Source organism: Thiemannella venezuelensis, assembly GCF_014203605.1.
GTDB classification, from domain to species: Bacteria; Actinomycetota; Actinomycetes; order Streptosporangiales; family Streptosporangiaceae; genus Planomonospora_A; species Planomonospora_A venezuelensis.
The window spans coordinates 54,965-76,525 of the sequence record NZ_JACHJJ010000034.1 but is presented as its reverse complement, the minus strand read 5'-3'; the positions used below and the strand labels follow the sequence as shown (position 1 = coordinate 76,525).

At 73.5% G+C, this 21,561-nt stretch carries 15 protein-coding genes; 5 read left to right on the top strand and 10 right to left on the bottom strand.

The features are described 5' to 3' along the window. The first annotated feature begins 204 nt into the window (after window positions 1–204). Both pflB and pflA read left to right on the top strand, forming a co-directional pair. A complete protein-coding gene (gene pflB, locus FHS22_RS33850) occupies window positions 205–2,469 on the top strand; it encodes a formate C-acetyltransferase (RefSeq protein ID WP_184948270.1) in 2,265 nt (754 codons plus the stop codon). A 43-nt stretch (window positions 2,470–2,512) separates the two neighbouring features. Then, window positions 2,513–3,238: a pyruvate formate-lyase-activating protein gene (gene pflA / locus FHS22_RS33845; protein WP_338048067.1), complete on the top strand. Its 726-nt coding sequence runs from the start codon at window positions 2,513–2,515 to the stop codon at window positions 3,236–3,238. Between the two features lie 55 nt (window positions 3,239–3,293). On the opposite strand, the gene narI is transcribed toward pflA, so the two are convergent. From narI to FHS22_RS33810, 7 genes are all read right to left on the bottom strand, one after another. Further along, window positions 3,294–4,025: a respiratory nitrate reductase subunit gamma gene (gene narI, locus FHS22_RS33840; RefSeq protein ID WP_338048066.1), complete on the bottom strand. Its 732-nt coding sequence runs from the start codon at window positions 4,023–4,025 to the stop codon at window positions 3,294–3,296. Further along, entirely contained in the window at window positions 4,022–4,648 is a 627-nt protein-coding gene (gene narJ / locus FHS22_RS33835) for a nitrate reductase molybdenum cofactor assembly chaperone (protein ID WP_184948268.1), read from the bottom strand. Before narJ ends, narI begins: the two co-directional genes overlap by 4 nt. An 85-nt stretch (window positions 4,649–4,733) precedes the next feature. Continuing rightward, window positions 4,734–6,392 carry a nitrate reductase subunit beta gene (gene narH, locus FHS22_RS33830; RefSeq protein WP_184948267.1) on the bottom strand — a complete coding sequence of 553 codons (1,659 nt, stop codon included), beginning with the start codon at window positions 6,390–6,392 and terminating at the stop codon, window positions 4,734–4,736. After that, entirely contained in the window at window positions 6,392–10,072 is a 3,681-nt protein-coding gene (locus FHS22_RS33825; RefSeq protein ID WP_184948266.1) for a nitrate reductase subunit alpha, read from the bottom strand. The genes narH and FHS22_RS33825 overlap by 1 nt, the downstream gene beginning before the upstream one ends. A gap of 242 nt (window positions 10,073–10,314) precedes the next feature. After that, window positions 10,315–10,752 (bottom strand): hypothetical protein, encoded by a 438-nt coding sequence (locus FHS22_RS33820; RefSeq protein WP_184948265.1) that lies wholly within the window; start codon window positions 10,750–10,752, stop codon window positions 10,315–10,317. A gap of 52 nt (window positions 10,753–10,804) precedes the next feature. Then, entirely contained in the window at window positions 10,805–13,564 is a 2,760-nt protein-coding gene (locus tag FHS22_RS37525; RefSeq protein WP_338048065.1) for a multicopper oxidase domain-containing protein, read from the bottom strand. Beyond that, window positions 13,513–14,619 carry a hypothetical protein gene (locus FHS22_RS33810; RefSeq protein ID WP_184948264.1) on the bottom strand — a complete coding sequence of 369 codons (1,107 nt, stop codon included), beginning with the start codon at window positions 14,617–14,619 and terminating at the stop codon, window positions 13,513–13,515. The genes FHS22_RS37525 and FHS22_RS33810 overlap by 52 nt, the downstream gene beginning before the upstream one ends. A 408-nt stretch (window positions 14,620–15,027) precedes the next feature. Here FHS22_RS33810 and FHS22_RS33805 point away from each other — a divergent pair, with 408 nt between their 5' ends. The 3 genes from FHS22_RS33805 (at window position 15,028) to FHS22_RS33795 (ending at window position 18,506) form a co-directional block, all read left to right on the top strand. After that, on the top strand, window positions 15,028–15,522 hold the full coding sequence (locus FHS22_RS33805) for a hypothetical protein (RefSeq protein WP_184948263.1): 495 nt from the start codon (window positions 15,028–15,030) through the stop codon (window positions 15,520–15,522). Window positions 15,523–15,726: 204 nt separating this feature from the next. Next, on the top strand, window positions 15,727–17,211 hold the full coding sequence (locus tag FHS22_RS33800; protein ID WP_260408554.1) for a nitronate monooxygenase: 1,485 nt from the start codon (window positions 15,727–15,729) through the stop codon (window positions 17,209–17,211). Continuing rightward, window positions 17,208–18,506, top strand: a complete 1,299-nt coding sequence (locus FHS22_RS33795) for a TIGR04053 family radical SAM/SPASM domain-containing protein (RefSeq protein ID WP_338048064.1) — start codon at window positions 17,208–17,210, stop codon at window positions 18,504–18,506. Before FHS22_RS33800 ends, FHS22_RS33795 begins: the two co-directional genes overlap by 4 nt. Window positions 18,507–18,555: 49 nt before the next feature. Here FHS22_RS33795 and FHS22_RS33790 read toward each other — a convergent pair whose 3' ends face one another. From FHS22_RS33790 to FHS22_RS33780, 3 genes are all read right to left on the bottom strand, one after another. Beyond that, window positions 18,556–18,969, bottom strand: coding sequence for a pyridoxamine 5'-phosphate oxidase family protein (locus FHS22_RS33790; RefSeq protein ID WP_184948262.1), 414 nt, complete (start codon window positions 18,967–18,969; stop codon window positions 18,556–18,558). A gap of 114 nt (window positions 18,970–19,083) precedes the next feature. Next, window positions 19,084–20,325, bottom strand: a complete 1,242-nt coding sequence (locus tag FHS22_RS33785) for an MFS transporter (RefSeq protein WP_275955193.1) — start codon at window positions 20,323–20,325, stop codon at window positions 19,084–19,086. 392 nt (window positions 20,326–20,717) lie between these two features. After that, the gene (locus FHS22_RS33780; RefSeq protein WP_184948261.1) at window positions 20,718–21,557 is read right to left on the bottom strand and encodes a DUF2249 domain-containing protein; all 840 of its coding nucleotides are present in this window, start codon (window positions 21,555–21,557) and stop codon (window positions 20,718–20,720) included. Window positions 21,558–21,561: the final 4 nt, after the last annotated feature.

Genomic DNA, 21,561 nt, shown 5'->3' with positions numbered 1-21,561 from the left:
GCGGCGTCGCTGGCCACCCGGCTGAAGACCGAGCGCGGTGATCGTGAGGACCGCCGTTCCTGGTGAGCGCGCACACCCGCCGCCGGCGCCGGGCGGCCTCCAGGAAACCGACGAAAGTCCTTGCCGCCGGGGACCTCCGCCTGCGCCGATCGTGCGCCTGCCGGCCGACCATGGGAGTACAGCCGCTCCCGAGGAGGTCCCACCATGAGCATGACACTCGAATCCACACACGTGGCGCACGACGGCGGTGCCTGGCGCGGCTTCCGGCGGGGTGTCTGGTGCTCGGCCGTCGACGTGCGGGACTTCGTCCGCGCCAACCACACCCCCTACACCGGGGACGAGGGCTTCCTGGCCGGGCCGACCGAGCGCACGCTGGGCGTGTGGAACCGCCTGACCGCGATGTTCCCCGAGGAGCGGCGGCGCGGGATCCACGACGTGGACGCCTCGACCCCCTCCTCGATCACCTCGCACGCTCCCGGCTACATCGACCGGGAGCGCGAACTGATCGTCGGCCTGCAGACCGACGCCCCGCTGAAGCGGGCGATCATGCCCAACGGCGGGCTGCGGATGGTCGAGAACGGCCTGGCGGCCTACGGGTACACGCCCGACCCCCGGGTGAGCGAGATCTTCACCAGATACCGCAAGACGCACAACGCCGGCGTCTTCGACGCCTACACGCCGCGGATCCGGGCGGCCCGCCGCGCGCACATCGTCACCGGCCTGCCCGACGCCTACGGCCGGGGCCGGATCATCGGCGACTACCGGCGCGTCGCCCTCTACGGCGTCGACCACCTGGTCGCGGCCAAGAAGGCCGAGCTGGCCACCCTGGACGAGGTCCCCTCCAGCGCGGACGTGATCCGCGACAGGGAGGAACTCGCCGAGCAGATCCGCGCGCTGGGCGAGCTGGCGGAGATGGCCGCCTCCTACGGCTTCGACATCGCCGGACCCGCGGGCACGGCCCGGGAGGCCGTCCAGTGGCTGTACTTCGGCTACCTGGCGGCCGTCAAGGAGCAGAACGGCGCCGCCATGTCGCTGGGCCGTACCTCCACCTTCCTGGACGTCTACCTCCAGCGCGACCTGGAGGAGGGCACGATCGACGAGACCCGCGCCCAGGAGCTGATCGACGACTTCGTGATCAAGCTGCGGATCGTGCGGTTCCTGCGCACCCCCGAGTACGACCAGCTGTTCTCCGGCGACCCGACCTGGGTCACCGAGTCGATCGGCGGCATGGGCTCCGACGGCCGCACCCTGGTGACGAAGACCAGCTTCAGGTTCCTGCAGACCCTGCACAACCTGGGGCCCGCACCCGAGCCCAACCTGACCGTGCTGTGGTCGCCCGGCCTGCCGGAGGGGTTCAAGCGGTTCTGCGCCCGCACCTCGATCGAGACCAGCTCGATCCAGTACGAGAACGACGAGCTGCTGCGCCCCGAGTACGGCGACGACACCGCCATCGCCTGCTGCGTCTCGGCCGCGCCGGTGGGCCGGCAGATGCAGTTCTTCGGCGCCCGGGTCAACCTGGCCAAGACCCTGCTGTACGCGATCAACGGCGGCAGAGACGAGATCACCGGCGAGCAGGTCGGCCCCGCGCTCCCGCCCCTCACCGGCGAGTACCTCTCCTACGACGAGGTCGCCGCGGCGCTGGACCGGATGATGGACTGGCTGGCCGAGACCTACGTCGACGCGCTCAACGTCATCCACTACATGCACGACAAGTACGCCTACGAGCGCATCGAGATGGCGCTGCACGACTACCCCGTCAAGCGGACCCTGGCCTGCGGCATCGCGGGTCTGTCGGTGGCCGCCGACAGCCTGTCGGCCATCAGGTACGGCGGCGTGCGGGTCATCCGCGACGCGACCGGCCTGGCGGTCGACTACGCCGTCGAGGGCGACTACCCGGCCTTCGGCAACGACGACGACCGGGTCGACTCCATCGCGGCCGGGCTGGTGCGCAGTTTCATGGACAAGATCCGCTCTTATCCGTCCTACCGCGGCGCCGAGCACACCCAGTCGGTGCTGACCATCACCTCCAACGTGGTGTACGGCGAGCACACCGGCAACACCCCCGACGGCCGCCGCATGGGGGAGCCGTTCGCGCCGGGCGCCAACCCGATGAACGGCCGCGACCGGCACGGCATGGCCGTCTCGGCGCTGTCGGTCGCCAAGCTCCCCTACGACCAGGCCAAGGACGGCATCTCCCTGACCAGCACGGTGACGCCGGCCGGGCTGGGCCGTACCGCCGCCGAGCGGATCGGCAACCTGTCCGGCCTGCTGGACGGCTACTTCGACGCGGGCGGCTTCCACATGAACGTCAACGTCCTCAACCGCGACATCCTGCTCGACGCGATGGAGCACCCCGACAAGTACCCCCAGCTCACCATCCGGGTCTCCGGATACGCGGTGAACTTCGTCCGCCTGACCAGGAAGCAGCAGCTCGATGTCGTCAACCGCACCTTCCACGGCGCCGTCTGACGGTGTCCGGCCCGGCCACCCGGCCGGGCCGGACACCGGGCCGGTGACCGGGTCCGTCCACTCCTGGGACATCTCCACCGGGGTGGACGGGCCCGGCACCCGTTTCGTGGTCTTCACCGCCGGCTGCCCGCTGCGCTGCCTGTACTGCCACAACCCCGACACCTGGCAGCGGCGCGGCGGCACCCCGACCACCGCCGACGAGCTCATGGCCCGCATCGGGCGCTACCGCAGGTTCATCGAGGTCTCCGGCGGCGGCGTCACCCTCAGCGGCGGCGAGCCCCTCCAGCAGCCCGCCTTCACCGGCGAGATCCTGCGCCGCTGCCGCGAGCTGGGCCTGCACACCGCCCTGGACACCTCCGGCTTCCTCGGCGACCGCGCCACCGACGCGATGCTCGCCGACACCGACCTCGTCCTGCTGGACGTCAAGTCCTGGGATCCCGCGCTCTACCGGCGCGTCACCGGCAACCGCCTGGCCCCCACGCTGCGCTTCGCGCGCCGCCTGGCCGAGCTGGGCACGCCTGCCTGGATCCGGTTCGTCCTGGTCCCCGGCCTGACCGACGCCGAGGACAACGTCGAGGGGCTGGCGGCGTTCGCCGCCGCGCTGCCCAACGTCGAGCACGTCGACGTCCTGCCCTACCACCGGATGGCCGAGCACAAGTACGCCGAGCTCGGCCTGCCGTACCCCCTCCCGGACATCGAGCCGCCGGACGCCGCGCTCCTGGAGCGGGTCCACGCGCAGTTCCGGGCCCACGGTGTGACCAGCCGCTGAAGCACTCGGTCGAGGCACTCGGTGAAGCACTCGGTGAAGCACTCGGGTCCGGCCGTCAGCGCGACGGCTCCCAGCCGCGCCGGGGCGCCCGGGCACCGGTCGGCTGCTCGGCGCGGCTGCGGTACACCACGTACGGCCGGGTCAGGTAGCCGACGGGCGCGGTGAGCATGTGCACCAGCCGGGTGAACGGCCAGACGGCGAACAGCAGCAGCGCGCTGAGCGCGTGCAACTGGAACAGCAGCGGCGCTCCGGCCATCAGCGCCGGATCCGGCTGGAAGTAGAAGATCGACCGGAACCACGGCGAGATGGTCGTGCGGTAGTCGTAGCCGCCGCCGACGATGTTGGCCATCACCGTGGCGGCCAGGCCCAGCACGATGGTGACGGCCAGCACGGCGTACATGAGCTTGTCGTTGCGGGTGGTGGCGGTGAACACCGGGCCGACGGTGCGGCGCCGGTAGATCAGGATCGCCAGCCCGCCGAGGGTGGCCACGCCCGCGATCGTGCCCAGCACGACCGCGACGACGTGGTAGGCCTCCTCGCTGACGCCCGCCGCCTCGGTCCAGCTCTTGGGGATCACCAGCCCGCCGATGTGGCCGAGCAGCACCACCAGGATGCCGAAGTGGAACAGCGGGCTGCCGATGCGCAGCAGCCGCGACTCGTACATCTGCGACGAGCGGGTGGTCCAGCCGAACTTGTCGTAGCGGTAGCGCCACACGTGCCCCAGCACGAACACCGTCAGCGCCACGTACGGCGCCACCACCCACAGCACCACGTCCAGTGCGTTCACCGGCTTGCCTCCATCACCGCGTAGGGTTCGAGTCCGACTTCCTCCGCCGGCGGCCCCTCGGCCGCCAGCCGCAGCGCCGCCTCCCGGTCGCGCAGGCTCGCCGGGCCGAGCGTGGCCAGCACCGCGGCCACCACGCCGGCGTACGGCGACTCCTCGGCCTCCAGCGCCTTGCGCAGCAGCTCCACGCCGGCCCGGTTCTCCTGCAGCAGCCGCCGGCCCTGCCGTACGGCGCCGCGCGCCAGCAGCTCGCACACCACCGCCAGGTGGTCGGGCAGCTCCCCGTCGGCGAGCTCGAACCCCGCGCTGCGGAAGGCGTGCTTGAAGCGCAGCAGCGCCGCGCCGCGTTTGCGGGTGTCGCCGTAGGCGTAGTAGGTCAGGTACGGGCAGCAGCGCCGCTTGAGGTCGAACGTCGCCACGTAGTGGGCGGCCAGCTCGGCCCGGCCGGTGGCCGCGGTGTGCTCGAGGAAGGCGGCCAGCCGCGTCCGGACCTCTCCCTCCGGCAGTCCGGCCACCGCCTCGGCCAGCACCCGCCGCTCGCCGTACAGCCGCTCGTCGGGATAGCCGAGCAGCACCGAGGCCACCATGTGGGCGGTGCGCAGCGCACCCTCGTCCAGCACCGTCATGATCTCTCCTCGCCTGCGTCCGTGTTCCCGGCGGGAGCCGCCGCGACCGTGCTCCGGGGGCCGCACGGCCGCGTCCTGCGGATCCTCACGGCTCCTCCTTCCTGCCGTTCTTCGGGAACAGCCCGTCCGGGGTGCCCTTGCCGTCCCAGTTCAGGAGGTTGACCCGGCCGCGCAGCTCGTTGGCGTCCTCCAGGTCGCCGCCGCGCTGCCGCTCCTTGAGCGCGTGGAAGTTCTCCACCGCGATCGGGGCGGGCGTGCCGGAGGCCTCACCGAACGGGCCGCCCATGCCGGGCCCGCCCTCGTAGTCGAGGCTGCAGCCGCCTCCCAGCTCCTCCAGCTGCGCGCCCTGCTCGGCGTGGGCCTTGGGGATGACGTAGCGCTCGGCGTAGGGGGCGAGGGCCAGCAGCCGGTGCATGTCCTCGACGCCCTGCCCGGTCATGCCGACCGCCGCGGCGATCGACTCGTCGGCCTCCTGGCCGAGGTTGAGGCGCCGCATGTAGGAGCGCATCGCGGCCAGGCGGCGCAGCACCGCCCGCACCGGTTCCGGATCCCCGGCGGTGAACAGCTCCGCCAGGTAGCCGACGGGGATGCGCAGCGCGTCGATCGCGCCGAACAGGTTGCCGGCGTCCTCGCCGTCGTGGCCGGTGCCGGACAGGACGTCGACGACCGGGGAGAGCGGTGGGATGTACCAGACCATCGGCATGGTCCGGTACTCCGGGTGCAGCGGGAGCGCCACGCCGTACTCGAAGATCAGCTTGTGGATGGGGGAGCGGCGCGCCGCCTCCAGCCAGTCCTCCGGGATGCCCGCGGCGCGCGCCGCACTGATCACCGCCGGGTCGTGCGGGTCGAGCATCACGCTCTTCTGCGCCTCGAACAGGGCCTTGTCGTCGGCGACGGAGGCCGCCTCGGTCACCCGGTCGGCGTCGTACAGGATGATCCCGATGTAGCGGAGCCGGCCCACGCACGTCTCCGAGCAGACCGTGGGCAGGCCCACCTCCACGCGCGGGAAGCAGAAGGTGCACTTCTCGGCCTTGCCGGTGCGGTGGTTGAAGTACACCTTCTTGTACGGGCAGCCGGTCACGCACATCCGCCAGCCGCGGCAGCGGTCCTGGTCGACCAGGACGATGCCGTCCTCACTGCGCTTGTAGATCGCCCCCGAGGGGCACGACGACGCGCAGGAGGGGTTGAGGCAGTGCTCGCAGATGCGCGGCAGGTAGAACATGAAGGCGTTCTCGAAGTCGAGCTTGACCTGGTCGGAGACCTTGCGCAGCACCGGGTCGGACGGAGCCAGCTCCGGCCCTCCCGCCAGGTTGTCGTCCCAGTTCGCACTCCAGCTGATCTTCGTGGGCTCGCCGGTGATGAGCGAGCGGGGACGCGCGACCGGGGTGTCGGCCTGCATCGGCGCGGAGAACAACCGGTCGTAGTCGTAGGTCCAGGGCTCGTAGTAGTCCTGGATCGACGGCATCAGCGGGTTGGCGAAGATGGAGAACAGCTTCTTCAGCCGGCCGCCGGCCTTCAGCTTCAGCCGGCCGCGGGCGTTGAGCTCCCAGCCGCCCTTCCACTTCTCCTGGTCCTGGTAGGTGCGGGGATACCCCTGCCCGGGCCGGGTCTCGACGTTGTTGAACCACACGTACTCGGTCCCGGCCCGGTTGGTCCACGCCTGCTTGCAGGTGACCGAACAGGTGTGGCAGCCGATGCACTTGTCCAGGTTCATCACCATGGCGAGCTGTGCCATGACGCGCATCAGTAGTCGACCTCCTGGTTGCGGCGGCGGATCACGGTGACCTCGTCACGCTGGTTACCGGTCGGCCCGAGGTAGTTGAACGCGAACGACAGCTGGGCGTAGCCGCCGATCAGGTGCGTGGGTTTGATCATCAGGCGGGTGAGGGAGTTGTGGATGCCGCCGCGCTTGCCGGAGATCTCGCTCTTGGGCACGTCCACGACCCGCTCCTGGGCGTGGTACATGTACACCGTCCCGGCCGGCATGCGGTGCGAGACGATCGCCCGGGCCACCACGACGCCGTTGCGGTTGACCGCCTCCACCCAGTCGTTGTCGCGGATCCCCGCGCGGGCGGCGTCGGCCGGGCTCATCCAGATGTTCGGCCCGCCCCGCGACAGCGTCAGCATCAGCAGGTTGTCCTGGTACTCCGAGTGGATCGACCATTTCGAATGGGGCGTCAGGTACCGCACGGTGATCCCGTCGAGTCCCTGCCCGCCGCTCTCGCCGATGCCCGGCTCCCCGAACAGCGCCGTCATGTTCAGCGGCGGCCGGTAGACCGGCAGCGCCTCGCCGACCTCGTGGATCCAGTCGTGGTCCAGGAAGAAGTGCTGGCGGCCGGTGAGGGTGTGCCAGGGCTTGCGGTGCTCGACGTTGATGGTGAACGCCGAGTACCGGCGCCCGCCGGTCTCGCTGCCCGACCACTCCGGCGAGGTGGTCACCGGCACCGGCCGCGCCTGCGTGTCGGCGAAGGTGATCTGCTTGTGCTCGTCGGCGAGCCCGTCGAAGCTCGTGCCGGTGCGCCGGCCCAGCGTGGCGAAGCCCTGTGCGGCCAGGTGGCCGTTGGTGGTGCCCGACAGCGCCAGGATCGTCTCGCACATGTCGACGTCGCGGGCCAGCGACGGACGGCCGTCGGCCACCCCGCCGCGCACGGTGCCGTTCAGCCGGCCGAGCCGCCCGATCTCACCGGACACGTCGTAGGTCAGGCCCTTGGTGGTGGTGCCGAGCCTGTCCAGCAGCGGCCCGAGCGCGGCCATCTTCTGCGCGACCGCGCCGTAGTCCCGCTCCACTGTCACGATCTTCGGGAAGTCCCTGCCCGGCACGGGCGTACGGCCCTCGGCCCGCCAGTCGCGCACCACGCCGCCCGGCGTGGCGAGCTCGTCGGGCGTGTCGTGCAGCAGCGGCACCGCCACCAGGTCCTTGCGCACGCCCAGGTGGGTGGCGGCCAGCGTGCTGAACGCCCTGGCGATCGCGGTGAACGCGGCGAAGTCGGTGCGGGTCTGCCAGGGCGGGTCGATCGCCGGGCTGAAGGCGTGCACGAACGGGTGCATGTCGGTCGAGGACAGGTCGTGCTTCTCGTACCAGGTGGCGGCCGGCAGCACGATGTCGGAGAACAGCGTCGTCGACGTCATCCGGAAGTCCAGCGACAGCAGCAGGTCGAGCTTGCCCTGCGGAGCGTCCTGCCGCCAGCGCACGTCATCGGGGCGGTGCTCGGGCGCGGCCTCGGTGGCGCGCAGCGAGGAGTCGGCGCCCAGCAGGTGCCGCAGGAAGTACTCGTTGCCCTTGGCCGACGACCCCAGCAGGTTGGCCCGCCACACGGTCAGCACCCGCGGCCAGTTGGCGGGCGCGTCGGGGTCCTCGCAGGCGAAGCCCAGCTCGCCGGAGGCGACCTGGGAGGCGATGTACGGCCCGGCCTCCTGCCCGGAGGCGGCCGCCTCCTCGGCCAGCTCCAGCGGGTTGCGGTCGAACGTCGGATACGACGGCATCCAGCCCATCCGGGCCGAGGCCGACAGCAGGTCGGCGGCGGCCTTGCCGGCGAACGCGCCGCCGCCCAGCGGCGAGGAGACCGCGCCGGCGTCGTAGGTGTCGTAGCGCCACTGGTCGGTGTGCAGGTACCAGAAGGCGGTGCCGATCATCTGCCGGGGCGGTCGCGACCAGTCCAGGCCGAAGGCCATCTGCGCCCAGCCGGTGACCGGGCGGCACTTCTCCTGCCCGACGTAGTGCGCCCAGCCGCCGCCGTTGACGCCCTGGCAGCCGGTCAGCGTGGTCAGCGCCAGGAAGGAGCGGTAGATGGTGTCGGAGTGGAACCAGTGGTTGGTCCCCGCCCCCATGATGATCATCGATCGGCCGCCGGACTCCTCGGCGTTGCGGGCGAACTCGCGGGCGATCTTCACGGCCTTCGCCGCCGGCACGCCGGTGACGGCCTCCTGCCAGGCCGGCGTGTACGGCGCGGACCCGTCGTCGTAGGAGGACGGCCACCGGCCGGGGAGATCCTCGCGGCCCACGCCGTACTGGGCGAGCATGAGATCGAAGACCGTCGTCACCAGGCAGCCTGCGACCTGCCGGACCGGTACGCCGCGCAGCGCCACGCCGTCGCCGCCGCCCTGGTCGAACCGGGGCAGCGCCACCGCCACGGCGGGCCTGCCCTCGCCGTCGTTGAGCGTCAGCGCCGGGTCGACGCCCCCCAGGTCGAGGTTCCAGCGCCCCTGCCCCTCCTCGGAGTAGCGGAAGCCGAGCGAGCCGTTGGGCACGACCGGCTCACCGGTGACCGCGTCCAGCAGTACCGTCTTGAACGCCGCCTCCTGGCCCTCCTCGCCGAGGTCGGCGGCGGTCAGGAACTTGTCGGGCACGTACGCCCCGCTCTCGGGGTGCTCGCGGAGCCGCACCAGGAACGGCAGGTCGCTGTGGCGCTTGACGTAGTCGACGAAGTACGGCACCTGCCGGTCGACGAAGAACTCCTTGAGGATCACGTGCCCCATCGCCATGGCCAGCGCCCCGTCGGTGCCCGGATGCGGGGCCAGCCACTCGTCGGCGAACTTCGTCGCGTCGCTGTAGTCGGGGGTGACCACCACGACCTTCTGCCCGCGGTAGCGGGCCTCGGTCATGTAGTGCGCGTCCGGCGTGCGCGTCACCGGCACGTTGGACCCCCACAGCATCAGATAGGCCGCGTCCCACCAGTCGGCCGACTCCGGCACGTCGGTCTGGTCACCGAACACCTGCGGCGAGGCCACCGGCAGGTCGGCGTACCAGTCGTAGAACGACAACATCGTCCCGCCGACCAGCGACACGAACCGGGCGCCGGAGGCGTGCGAGACCATCGACATGGCCGGGATCGGCGAGAACCCGGCGACCCGGTCCGGTCCGTAGGCCTTGATGGTGTGCACGTGCGCGGCGGCGATCATCTCGGTCGCCTCGTCCCAGGTGACGCGGACCAGGCCGCCCTTGCCGCGGGCCGACTGGTAGCGGCGCCGCTTGTCCGGGTCGGCCGTGACCTCCGCCCAGGCCGCCACCGGGTCGCCCAGCCGCGCCTTCGCCTCCCGGTACATCTCCACCAGCACGCCGCGGGCGTAGGGGAAGCGGACCCGGGTGGGGGAGTAGGTGTACCAGGAGAACGCCGCCCCGCGCGGGCAGCCGCGCGGCTCGTACTCCGGCCGGTCGCCCCCCACACTGGGGTAGTCGGTCTGCTGCGACTCCCAGGTGATGATCCCGTCCTTGACGTAGACCTTCCACGAGCACGAGCCGGTGCAGTTCACCCCGTGCGTGGAGCGCACCACCTTGTCGTGGCTCCACCGGTCCCGGTAGAAGGCGTCGGCCTGCCGGCCACCGATCTGGTGCAGCGTCCGCAGGTCATCGGAGACCGTCCCGGCGCGCAGATGCCGGCCCAGCCGCAGCAGGGCGTCGTCGACCGGCCCGTCCATGCCCGCCATATGTACTCCTTCATCTCTCAACACAGACCGGACATCCCCGGCGTTCCCTGTTTTATGGCCGCCAGGCGAGGAAAGGTGCGCCCGGCTGCCGCCATGGGCCCGGGCGGCCGGTTTCTCAGTGTTCGGTGCGTTTCGGTGCGATGGAATGAATTCTTCCGGGGTGCCATATCCCGGACTCAGGGTCTTTAGTCCCTCGAAACGGGTCCGAAGACCCCAAGGCCCAGGCGGACGACGGGCAGGGGTCAGGTGCCGGGCAGCGCGGTGGCCAGCAGGACCACGCCGACCGATCCCACCAGCGCGGCCACCGCCATGACCCGCGCGAGGGCGGCCCGCCCGGCGCCGGCCGCCCACCCGTGCAGGCCCGCCGCGGCCATCACCGCGCAGAACAGCGCCAGCTTCGCCGCCAGGATCCGCCCGTACCCCGGCTCGGCCAGCGACGCCCAGGTCACACCCCCGCGCCAGGCCAGGGCCACCCCGCTGCCCAGCTGCACCGGCAGGAACACCGCCGCGGTCAGCAGCCCGAACCGCCGCCCCACCGCGCCCATCACCCGCGCGCGCCGCTCACCGTCCAGCAGCCGGCGCACCAGCGGCAGCACCACCAGCGAGACCGCCACCTGCCCGCCGACCCACAGCGCCGCCCCCATCACGTGCGCGAACCGCACCACCGACCACCACGTCACGACACACCCGCCCCGAACAACCCCGGCGGCAGTGTCCGCACCCGCCCGCTCCTCACGGCGCTCCCACCTCGAACAGGCCGTGCGCCCCGCCCTCGGCCTGGCGCATGGTGTGATCCACCACGGGATACGTGCCCGGCTCGGGGAAGACCAGCTCGGCGAACCCGCCCTGCGCCGGCGCCAGATCCAGCACCTGAGCGCCGCCCGGGTCGCCCGCGCGCAGCAGGTAGGCGCCCTCCTTGTAGACGGTGTCGAACGGCGCCCCCACCACGTGCAGCGCGGTGCCCGAGCTCGGCCCGGCGGCCACCGCCCAGATCCGCACCCGCTCACCCGCCTCCGCCCTCAGCGGCGCATGGTCGTAACCGGCGGCGGTCCCGTTGAACATCCACCCGTCGGGGCGGCCGGCGCGGATCTTGGCGACCTGCCCGTCGCCGCCCGGCTCGCCCAGGTACAGCTCGCCCTGCACCAGCAGGAACTCCCGGTCCGCCTCCGGCAGATCCGGCGGGTCGACGACCACCGCCCCGTACATGCCGTTCGCCATGTGCTGCGTCATCGGCATCGTCGAGCAGTGGTAGAGCCACGCCCCGGCGTGATCGGCCCGGAAGCGGTAGGTCAGCCGCTCACCGGGCTGGATCGTGCGCATCACCCCGTCGGGCGCGTTCGCCCCGGCGTGGAAGTCGACGCCGTGCCCCATCGTGCCGCCGTTGACGAACGTCACGGTGAACACGTCCCCCACCGTGCCGCGCAGCACCGGTCCGGGCACGGTCCCGCCGAACGTCCACACCCGTTGCCGCACCCCGGGCGCCACCTCCCGCTCCGTCTCCTGCACCCGGATCTCGACCCGGTGCTCGGTGCCGCCGGGCGCGGGCTTCACAGCCGCGTCGTACGGTGTCCACCCCGGTGAGAAGGGCGCGGCCAGATCCAGCCGGGCGGGCGCGCCCGTGTCGCCGCCACCGCCGACGGTGCCGTCGGCCGCCTGTGGACCTCCGCCCGTGCTGTGCCCGGCATGTCCGGTTCCGTGCCCCGTGCCGCTGCCGGCCCCGGTCGTGCCGTCCGCCGTGCCGGTTCCGGACCGTGCCAGGGCTCCGGTCGGGACGATGCGCATCGTCATCCCCGCGGCCCGGTGCCCGGCCACCGTGCACCAGCCGTCCACCGCCGCACCGAGCGGGGCGAGTTCCAGCGTGGCGCTCTGCCCGACGGCCAGCAGCGGGGTGCGCTCACCCGTCGCCAGCCGCAGGTCATGCCGCTGGGCGTCGGTGTTGGTCACCCGCAGTGTCAGCACCGTGCCCACCGGCGCCTCGATCACCGACGGGCGGACGCTCATCCCGGCCAGCGTCACCTCGACCGTCCGCGCGCCGGTGGCGGTGACGGCCGTGGCCGGACCGGGTCCGCCCGTCGTCGCCACGACGACCGCCGCGGCCGTCAGCAGGCAGCCGGCGACCACCCCGGCGAGGGCGGGCGAGACCGCCGTGCGTCCCGGGCCGCCGCCTGCGGGCTCCGCCCCGGCCTGCGGGACGGCGAGCGCACGGGAGCGGAGCAGCGCGACCACCGCCAGCACGACGAACGCCGCCACCGGTGCCAGCACCAGCGCCCACCCCAGCAGCACCACCGGTGCCGGAACCGGCAGCGTCAGAAGCACCACCCCGGCGTTCAGCGCGGCCACCCGGGCCACCCAGCCGCGCTCCAGCAGCGCCGCGTTCTCCTTGAACCGGGCCGGGCCACCGCCCAGCACCGCGGGCAGCAGGTGCAGCAGCGACCCCACCAGCACCTGGACGACGAACCCCACCAGCACCGCGGGCAGCAGCGGCTCCAGCGCATGGCCCACCTCGTCGGCCGGACGCGTGGCCGCGATCACCAGGTTCACCGCGAGCGCCACCTCGAACCAGACGATCGCCGCCCCCAGCATCCAGGCCGCCCCGGTGTGCGGGCGCCGCTGCCGTACGGCCTCGGCCAGCGGCACCGCCGCGGCCAGAGCCCCGGCCGCGTACATCGCGGGCCCGGCCGCCGCCGCCCACCGCCAGCCGGCCAGCAGGCCCGCCACGGCCAGCGCCAGCCCCGGCACCGCCAGCCGCAGCCCGACCGCCGACGCCCTGCGGGTCCGCTCCGACATGCGGGTGCGCAGCACCGTCGGCCACAGCGTGAACAGCGTGCCCAGCACCGTCAGCCCGACCCAGCCGAACAGGTTCACCTCGGCGTGCGCGGCGTGCAACCGCTCGTGCACGCCGCCGTGCCCCACCTGCGCGGCCAGCAGCCCGCCCAGCGTCCCGCCGACCGCCAGCGCCCCGGCCGCGCACACGTACCAGCCGATGACGTGCCCGAACCGGCCGGGCAGCGCCCGCCGTACCAGCCGCACCAGCACGGCGGCGTGCCACAGCACGACGACCACGACCACACCCGCCCCGGCCGCCGCCACCGGCCACGGCCCGACCGCCACCCCGTACAGCACCGCCGGCGTCGCGGCGTTGAGCAGCGCCAGCCGGGCCAGGCTCCAGCGCGGCTCCGGCGTCCGCGCGCGCAGCAGCGCGACGGTGAAGTGCTCGCTCCAGATCAGGACGGCGGTGCTGACCGCGCCCAGCAGGAACACGTGGATCAGCAGCCAGCGCGGCGCCGGCAGCACCTCGCCGGCCAGCGCCGCGGCCACCGTCAACCCCAGCCAGCCCACCACGACCGCGTTCGCCCGCAGGTGCCACGAGGCACGGCGCGGAACGGGAGCGGCGGGCGGAGGCCCTTTCTCGATACGTACTCCGACCGAGGTCACCCCGGTCACCTCCCTGAAGGCGACCGGGTGCGCGAGCGCGTCACCGCGACCGCGCACCCGGCGAACATGAGCAGAGCGACTTCGGCGAGCAGGCCGCCCGCCGCGCGGACCGCGCCCGCACCGGCCAGATCGCCGGCGACGCGAACCGCCACCGCGGCGTGCAGCAGCGCCAGCGGCGCATACAGCACCGGCCGGTACGGCAGCCGCACCCGCAGCACCGCCGGCAGGATCACCGGCGCGTGCCCGAACACCATGGACATCACGAATCCGAGGAACAGGGCGTGCAGCGCCGCGTCGTACAGGTACGGCCCGGCCCGCAGCCCGGTGGCCGCCCACAGGACTCCGGCCACGGCGAGCCAGCCGTACCCGGCCAGCAGGCACACGGCCGCGTACCGCGGCAGTCCCCGCCCGCGCACGGTCCGCCGGGCGACGTCGTGCCAGGCCAGCCAGGCGGCCACCGCCGCCATCGCCGCCCCGGCCAGGCGCGTCCCGGCACCCGGCGCCCACACCGAGCACGCGGCCCCGGCGCCGAGCACCGCGGCGGCCGCAGTCAGCCCGCCGGCCGCCTCGCGCCGCAGGAACGCCACGTGGGCCAGCTCCAGCCGCTCCCCGGCGATGGTCAGCACGTGGAACGCGACGAACCACACCACCAGCTCGTGCACCGGCCGCCCGCCCAGCCACAGCAGCCCGCCCGCGTACCAGGCCAGGGCCCCGGCCAGCTGGATGACCGCCGCGCGGCTGAGGCGCCGGCCCAGCAGCGCCAGATAGATCCCGACGAGCCAGCCGCCCCCGGCGGTCAGCGCCAGCCGGCCCGCCTGCTCGGCCCCGGCCGCCAGGGCCGCCGCGCCGAGCGCCGACAGCGCCGGGGCGGCGTACCCCCACGGGCGTCGCAGCGCGACCGCGCGCTCCAGGCCGATCAGTGTGCCCAGGAACCCCAGGGCCATCAGCGGTCCGTGCTGCTCGGCGAGGGCCGCCGGGGCGGGAGCTTCGGGGACCAGCAGGGCCAGCCCCCCGTAGAGGCCGGCCAGGAGGGCGGCGGCGGCCCCGGCCAGCAGGGGGAGCCGCGCGACGGCCGGGCGGGATCCGGGGACGGCGGCCGGGCCGTCGGGCATGGGCGGGCGGTGCCCGGACGGGCGCGCCGTCGTAGGTTCTGGGGCCACGACCGGGTTCTCTCCGCTGATCGTCATTGGGGAGGGGGCGTCGTCCACGCTAGTGCGCGCCGGTCCGGGGGAGCCGGGCTCAAAGGCCGCCGTGGCAGGGACCAAAGTCCTTTCTCCGCCGTCGCGGCCCGCGGCCCGCGCCCGTTCGCGCTCCGCCCGGCCGGGGCCGGAGGGACTTTCGGCCGGGATATCGGGGACCGGCGGCCCTGCCCGGCGCCGGTGCCGAGGCCGCACCCTTTCCTTGCGGCTCTTCTCAGGGGCCTGCGGCCCGGTCCGGCAGCGGATCCGGCCGTGCGTGGACCGGTCGCGGGCCGCCGTGACCTCCACGGATCTCGTTGTGGACCGGTAAGGAGTGAACCTGTGGACGGTACGCGGGGGCTGGCGCTGATGCTGCTGCTGGGCGGAACCGGAGTGGCCATGCTGACGGCCGGCGCCGTGATGACGGTGCGCGGTCTGCGGGGCAAGGAGGAGATCCGCGACGAGCTCATCCGCCAGAAGATCACCTTCCCGGACAGGGGGCTGCCCGCCGGGCACGGCCGCTACGCCGGGCACCGGGTGGAGAACGGCACGCAGGCGCGCGTCTTCTCCGAGATGATCGGCGGCAACGTGCGCAAGGCCACCGGGGGGCGCAGCTACTCCGAGGTCAGCGCCGACCTGCACGCCGCCGGCGGCGACGACGAAGGACTCGCCGTGCTGCGGCAGACGGCCTTCATGGGCGAGACGCTGCGCGCCTCCCTGATGAGCGCCTACCAGGCCTGGCAGGTCACCTCTCTGGCCGTCGGCCTGGGCGCGGTGCTGATGGGAGCGGGAGCGGCGCTCGCCGCCGCCGGCACGATCCTCGCCTCCGGACAGTGACCCCCGGGGCGTGCGCCGCCGCGCGGACCGTCCTGCCCGACCCCTGACCGGGCGGTGGCCGGGCAGGTGACCGGCGGCCCCGGCCTTCGGGACTTTGGTCACTACGGCGCCTCCGCATCCGCCCGGTTGAATCTTCCGGATGCCGTTTTCTCCCGGGCCGGACTCCGAACGGGTCACGCCCCGGACGAGCAGGAGGGTTCCCTTTTGACGATCACCGAGCCGCCCACCGCGCCTCCGGCGGGGCTTCCTTCGATCATCCAGGGCGGGATGGGGGTGGCCGTGTCCGGGTGGCGGCTGGCGCGGGCCGTGGCCCGGACCGGCCAGCTCGGCGTGGTGTCCGGTGTCGCGCTCGACGTCGTGCTCGCCCGCCGGCTGCAGCACGGCGATCCCGGCGGCGAACTGCGCCGCGCCCTGGCCGCCCTGCCGCTGCCCGGCGTCGCCGAGCGGATCCTGGCCCGGTACCACGTGCCCGGCGGCATCGCCCCCGGCACGCCGTACCGGCCGGTGCCGCGGCTGGGCCTGCGGCCGCACCGCGACCGCACCGAGCTGACCGTCGCGGCCAACTTCACCGAGGTGTACCTGGCCGGGCAGGGCCACGACGGCCCGATCGGGATCAACTACCTGGAGAAGATCCAGATGGCGACGCCCGCCGCGGTCTACGGTGCGATGCTGGCCGGGGCCGGCTACGTGATCATGGGCGCGGGCATCCCCTCGGAGATCCCCCGGCTGCTGGAGGCGCTGGCCGCGCACCGGGCCGGTGAGGTGTCGGTCACGGTCGCCGGCGCGGTGTCCGGGCAGCGCCACACCGCGGGGATCGACCCGGCCGCCCTGCTGGCCGGGACCCGGCTGCCGTCGCTGCGCAGGCCCCGGCTGCTGGCCGTCGTCTCTTCCGACGTCCTGGCCGCCTACCTGGCGCGCCGGCCCGAGACCAGGCCGGACGGGTTCGTGCTGGAAGGACCCGCCGCCGGTGGGCACAGCGCCCCGCCGCGCGGCAGGATGCGCCTGGACGGGAGCGGCGAGCCCGTCTACGGGCCACGCGATGTGCCCGACACCGGCAGGATCGCCGCACTGGGGCTGCCGTTCTGGCTGGCCGGCGGCCACGCCGGTCCCGGTGCGCTGACCCGGGCGATGCGGGCCGGCGCCACCGGCATCCAGGTCGGCACCGCCTTCGCGCTGTGCCGGGAGTCCGGCCTGGACGCCCGGCTCCGGCGGCGCCTGCTGGGCGAAGCCGCGGCCGGCGCGCTGACGGTCCGCAACGACCCGCGCGCCTCCCCGGCCGGCTTCCCCTTCAAGATCGCATCGGTGGACGGCACCCTGGCCGACGACGCCGTCCACGCCGCCCGGCCCCGCCTGTGCGACCTGGGGCACCTGCGCACGCCCTACCTCAAGGCCGACGACACCGTCGGCTACCGCTGCCCGGCCGAGCCCGTCGCCGCCCACGTCCGCAAGGGCCGGCCCGCCGCCGACACCGACGGGCGCCGCTGCCTGTGCAACGGCCTGGTCAGCGCGATCGGCCTCGGCCAGCACCGCGCGGACGGCTACGCCGAGCCGCCCCTGCTGACCCTCGGCACCGACCTCGGGTTCCTGCGGGCGCTGCCGGAGGACTACACGGCCGCCGACGTCGTCGGCCATCTCCTCGGCACCGGCCGGGCCGCGCGGGTCACCGACGAAGGGAACACCGGAACGTGAACGAGACGGTCGACGGACAGGCCGCGGCCGTTCCCGGAGGAGGGGCCTTCGCGCCCGCCTCCGGGAACGCCGGCGGTACGGGGGCACCGGGCGGGACCGGCGCCGGACGGCGGTCCCGCCCGGTGCGCCACGTCCACCGCGACGTCGCCGACGCGCCCTTCATCGTCATCTGGGAGGCGACCCGGGCCTGTCCTCTGGCCTGCCTGCACTGCCGGGCCGAGGCCGTCCCCGAGCGCGACCCCTCCGAACTGACGACGGACGAGGCCGTGGAGCTGATGCGGCAGATCACCGCTTTCGGCCGCCCCGCCCCGCTCTTCGTGATCACCGGCGGTGACCCCTTCGCCCGGCCCGACCTGTACGAGCTCATCGGCCGCGCCCGCGAACTCGGCCTGGCCCCGGCCGTCTCCCCCTCGGCCACCCCCACCCTCACCGCCGACGGCCTCGCACGCCTGCGCGAGGCCGGCACGAACGTCATCTCCCTGAGCCTGGACGGCGCCACCGCCGCCCGCCACGACGACTTCCGCGGCTTCGCAGGGGTGTTCGGCCGGACCCTCCAGGCCTGGCAGCAGGCCCGCGAGACCGGTCTCAAGGTGCAGATCAACACCACGGTCACCCGGGCCAACCTGATGGACCTGCCCGACATCGCCCGCCTGGTACGCGACCGCGGAGCGCTGCTGTGGAGCCTGTTCCTGCTGGTGCCCACCGGCCGGGGCCGCAGCCTCACCTCCCTGACCGCCGCCGAGACCGAAGACGTGCTGAACTTCGCCTACGACATCGCCGAGACTGTCCCGGTCAAGGCCACCGAGGCCCACCACTTCCGCCGTATCGCCGTCCAGCGCCACATCCTGCACGCCCACGGGGCCGACCACGTGACCGGGCTCGGACTGGGATCGCTGTACCGGACCCTGCTGCGGCGCGCCGTGCACTCCGGCCTGGTCCGCGCCTCCCGCACCCGCCGCCCGCCGATCGACGTCAGCGCCGGCCGCGGCCTGGTCTTCGTCTCCCACACCGGGCAGGTGTCCCCGTCGGGATTCCTGCCGCTGCCGGCCGGTGACGTGCGGGAGCGCCCGCTGACAGAGATCTACCGCTCCTCGCCGGTGTTCACCGCGCTGCGCGACCCGGACCGGCTGGCCGGACGGTGCGGGGCCTGCGAGTTCCGCACCGTGTGCGGCGGCTCGCGTTCACGCGCGTTCGCCCTCACCGGCGACGCGCTGGCCGAGGAGCCCTGGTGCTCCTACGTCCCGGGCAGCTTCCCCTATCCGCAGGAGCTGGCGAGGCTGCTGCGACGCGCCTGAAGGGGGCGGGCCCGGATCCTCCCGGGCCCGCCCCCTTCAGGCGCGGCGGTCAGCCGGGCTGTCGCAGCCGCCGGCCGGAGACCTGCTCGGCGGTGATGACGATGAAGTGGTCGCGGCTGCCCGGCACCCACGGCGTCAGCGGCAGCTCGGCCAGCCGGGCCGTCTCCTGGGGGTCGTCGACGGCCCGGGCGTACCCCACGGCCGTGACCGACCACCCGGTGCGCCGTTCGAGGTCGAAGTCGTCCACCTCGAAGGCCACGATGGTGCGGCGGGTGGCGGCGGCCAGTTTGGAGCCGACCGTCGTACGGATGACGATGTCGGTGCCGTCGAGACAGAAGTTGACCGGCTGTACCGCCGGGAGGGCGCGATCGGTGAAGACGATCCGCCCGATCGGGCAGGAGGCCAGCAGGTGCATGCACTCGTCGTGGGAGAGCACCTGCAGGCCTGCCGAGTCGAGTCTCATGCTTTCCAGCCTGTCAGAGTGACTGCGGGGGAGATTAGAGGCGAAAGTCCTGCGATGCTCCCCCGCACCGGAGCGCTGGGGGAGCATGCGGTCGTCGCGGCCGGTCCCGGAGGTTCACCGTGACGGCGCCGGCTGCTGGACCGTGCGCTGCCGGGTCGTGGAACGGACCACGGTCACCGTCAGCAGCAGCGTCAGCAGCGAAACTCCCGCCAGCAGCGCCAGGCCCAGCCCGTAGGAGCCGAGCCGTCCGTAGATGAAGCCCATCACCAGCGGCGGAACGAACCCGCCCAGGCCGCCGGCGGCGCCGACCAGGCCGGTGACCGAGCCCACCTTGTCGGCCGGAGCCACCGCGGCCACCAGCGCGAAGACGGCGGCGCTGCCGGCGCCCAGCGCCGCGGCCATGGTCAGGAACGCGATCGTGCCCAGAGGCATCAGGCCGGGGGTGAGCGCCTGGACCGAGGCGCAGGCGGCGACCACGGCGAACACCGCGACCAGCACGGGCAGCGGTCCGAACCGGTCCGACAGCCAGCCGCCGATCGGGCGCATCACGACCGCCAGCACCACGAACCCGGCCATCCGGTTGGCGGCGTCGGCCTGCTCCAGCCCGTAGGCGGTCTGCAGGTAGGCCGGCAGGTAGACGGAGAACGCCACATACCCGCCGAAGGACACCGCGTACAGGATGCACGCCTGCCAGGTGATCGGCAGTTTCGCGGTGGCCGCCAGGCGCGCCATCAGTGGCTGGGTGGGGACGGTGCGGCCCGGTGCGTCGCGCAGCAGGAACCACGCCACGACGGCGTAGACGGCCAGGGCCGCGGCGGTGAGCAGGAACGGAGTGGCCGCGCCGCTGGTCTTGACCAGCTTGACCGTGGTCAGCGCGCTGATCGCGGTGCCGCCCATGCCCATGCCGAAGACGCCGATGGCGAGGCCGCGCCGCTCCGGCGGGAACCAGGCGCCCACGAACGGCACGCCCACGGCGAACGCCGTGCCGCCGATGCCCAGGAAGAACCCGCCGGCCAGCAGCGCCGCCAGCGAGCCCTGCCCGGCCACGCCGATGAACAGCACCGGGACGATGGTCGCGGCCGAGACCAGCGGGAACATCACGCGACCGCCGAAGCGGTCGGCGAGCGCGCCGACGGGGATGCGGCCCAGCGAGCCGACGATCACCGGGACCGCGACCAGCAGCGCCTGCTCGGAGGCCGACAGGCTCAGCAGGTCCTTGAAGCGCGGCCCCAGCGGGCTCAGCAGCGCCCATGCCCAGAAGTTCACCGCGAATCCCACGGTGGCCAGCGTCAACATCAACGCCGGCCGGCGGTCGGCCTCGCCTGGTGTTTTCCGATCGATGCTGTCAGTGCTCATCTCATCCGTCCTCGTGGCACCGGCTTGTTCCCGGGCGCCGTGATCGATGCGGTCCGGCCCGGCGGGTGAAGGCGTCACCCCGCGGGCCGGACCGTCTGACCTGGGGGGAAGCGCGGGTCATCCGCTCTGCTCAGATGTCCGACGGTTCACCGGCCGCCGGCCCCTCATCCGAGTGGCCGTGCGCCGGGTGCGTCCCTCGTCCGTGAGCGGTCGCTACCGCTGGACCGGCCTCCCCCGCAGGTGGTTTCCGTTGCTCTATCCCATCTCGGACCCCTTATGCCCTGCTAGAGGCCAAGGTCCCGCCGAACGCGGTCCTTCTGCCCGCCGTTCCCGCCCGCGACGCCCGTCCCGCCACCGGAGCGCGCGCCGGAGGCGGGGGATCCGCTCCCCGGTCAGGGGCGGCCGATGCGCACCCGCCACACCTGCGGGCCGGACTCGGCGTACTCCCACGTGAACGCGCCGGGGTGCTCGGCGGCGAACTGGTAGTACAGGGGCTTGGGGTCGTGGTCGTTGACGAGCACGAACGCCGTGCCCGCGGGCAGCCCCCCGAACGCGGCGAAGATCTGCGCGTGGCGCCGGGCCGGGACCATCCGGCGCACGTCGAGCTCACCGGCGACGGGTTCCGGGCCGCCGGCTCCGTTCCCGGCCGTGTCCCCCGTGGTGTCCCCCGTGGTGTCCCCCGCGGTGCCCTCCGTGGTGCCCCCCGCCGCGAGTTCCCGGGCGCCGCACCCGCAGCCGCCGCATCCGCAGCCCTGGGGCCCGGCCGGCTCACCGAGGATCTCGTGCATCCCTTCGAGCAGGGCGGAGAGATCGACGCCGGCGTCGGCGAGCGCGGGCAGCAGGAGCGCGTTCTCCTTGTCCAGGTGCGACTGGAACAGGGCGTCCAGCGCGGCGGCCGCGGCGACGATCTCCCCCCAGGTGCCCGCCCGCTCCAGTTCTCCGGCCCGCTCGCGCAGCAGGGTGTGCTCGTCGCGCATGGCCTGCGCGAGCAGTCTGGTCGCGGGCAGCGCGTCGGCGACGCGGTACAGCGTCTCCTCTTCCGCCGCGGCGTGCGGGAGCACCTCCTCGGCGCAGAAGGCGGCCAGCACCGCCTGCCGGGCGGACGGCGAGACCAGTTTGTCGATGGAACGCGCGATGGTCACGGTGTGGTCGGCCACCGTCCTGCCGAGCCGGTCGTGGTGGGCGCGGATCCTCGCCAGGACGGCGTCCTGCGGGGTCGTCTGCACGGTCATGGGG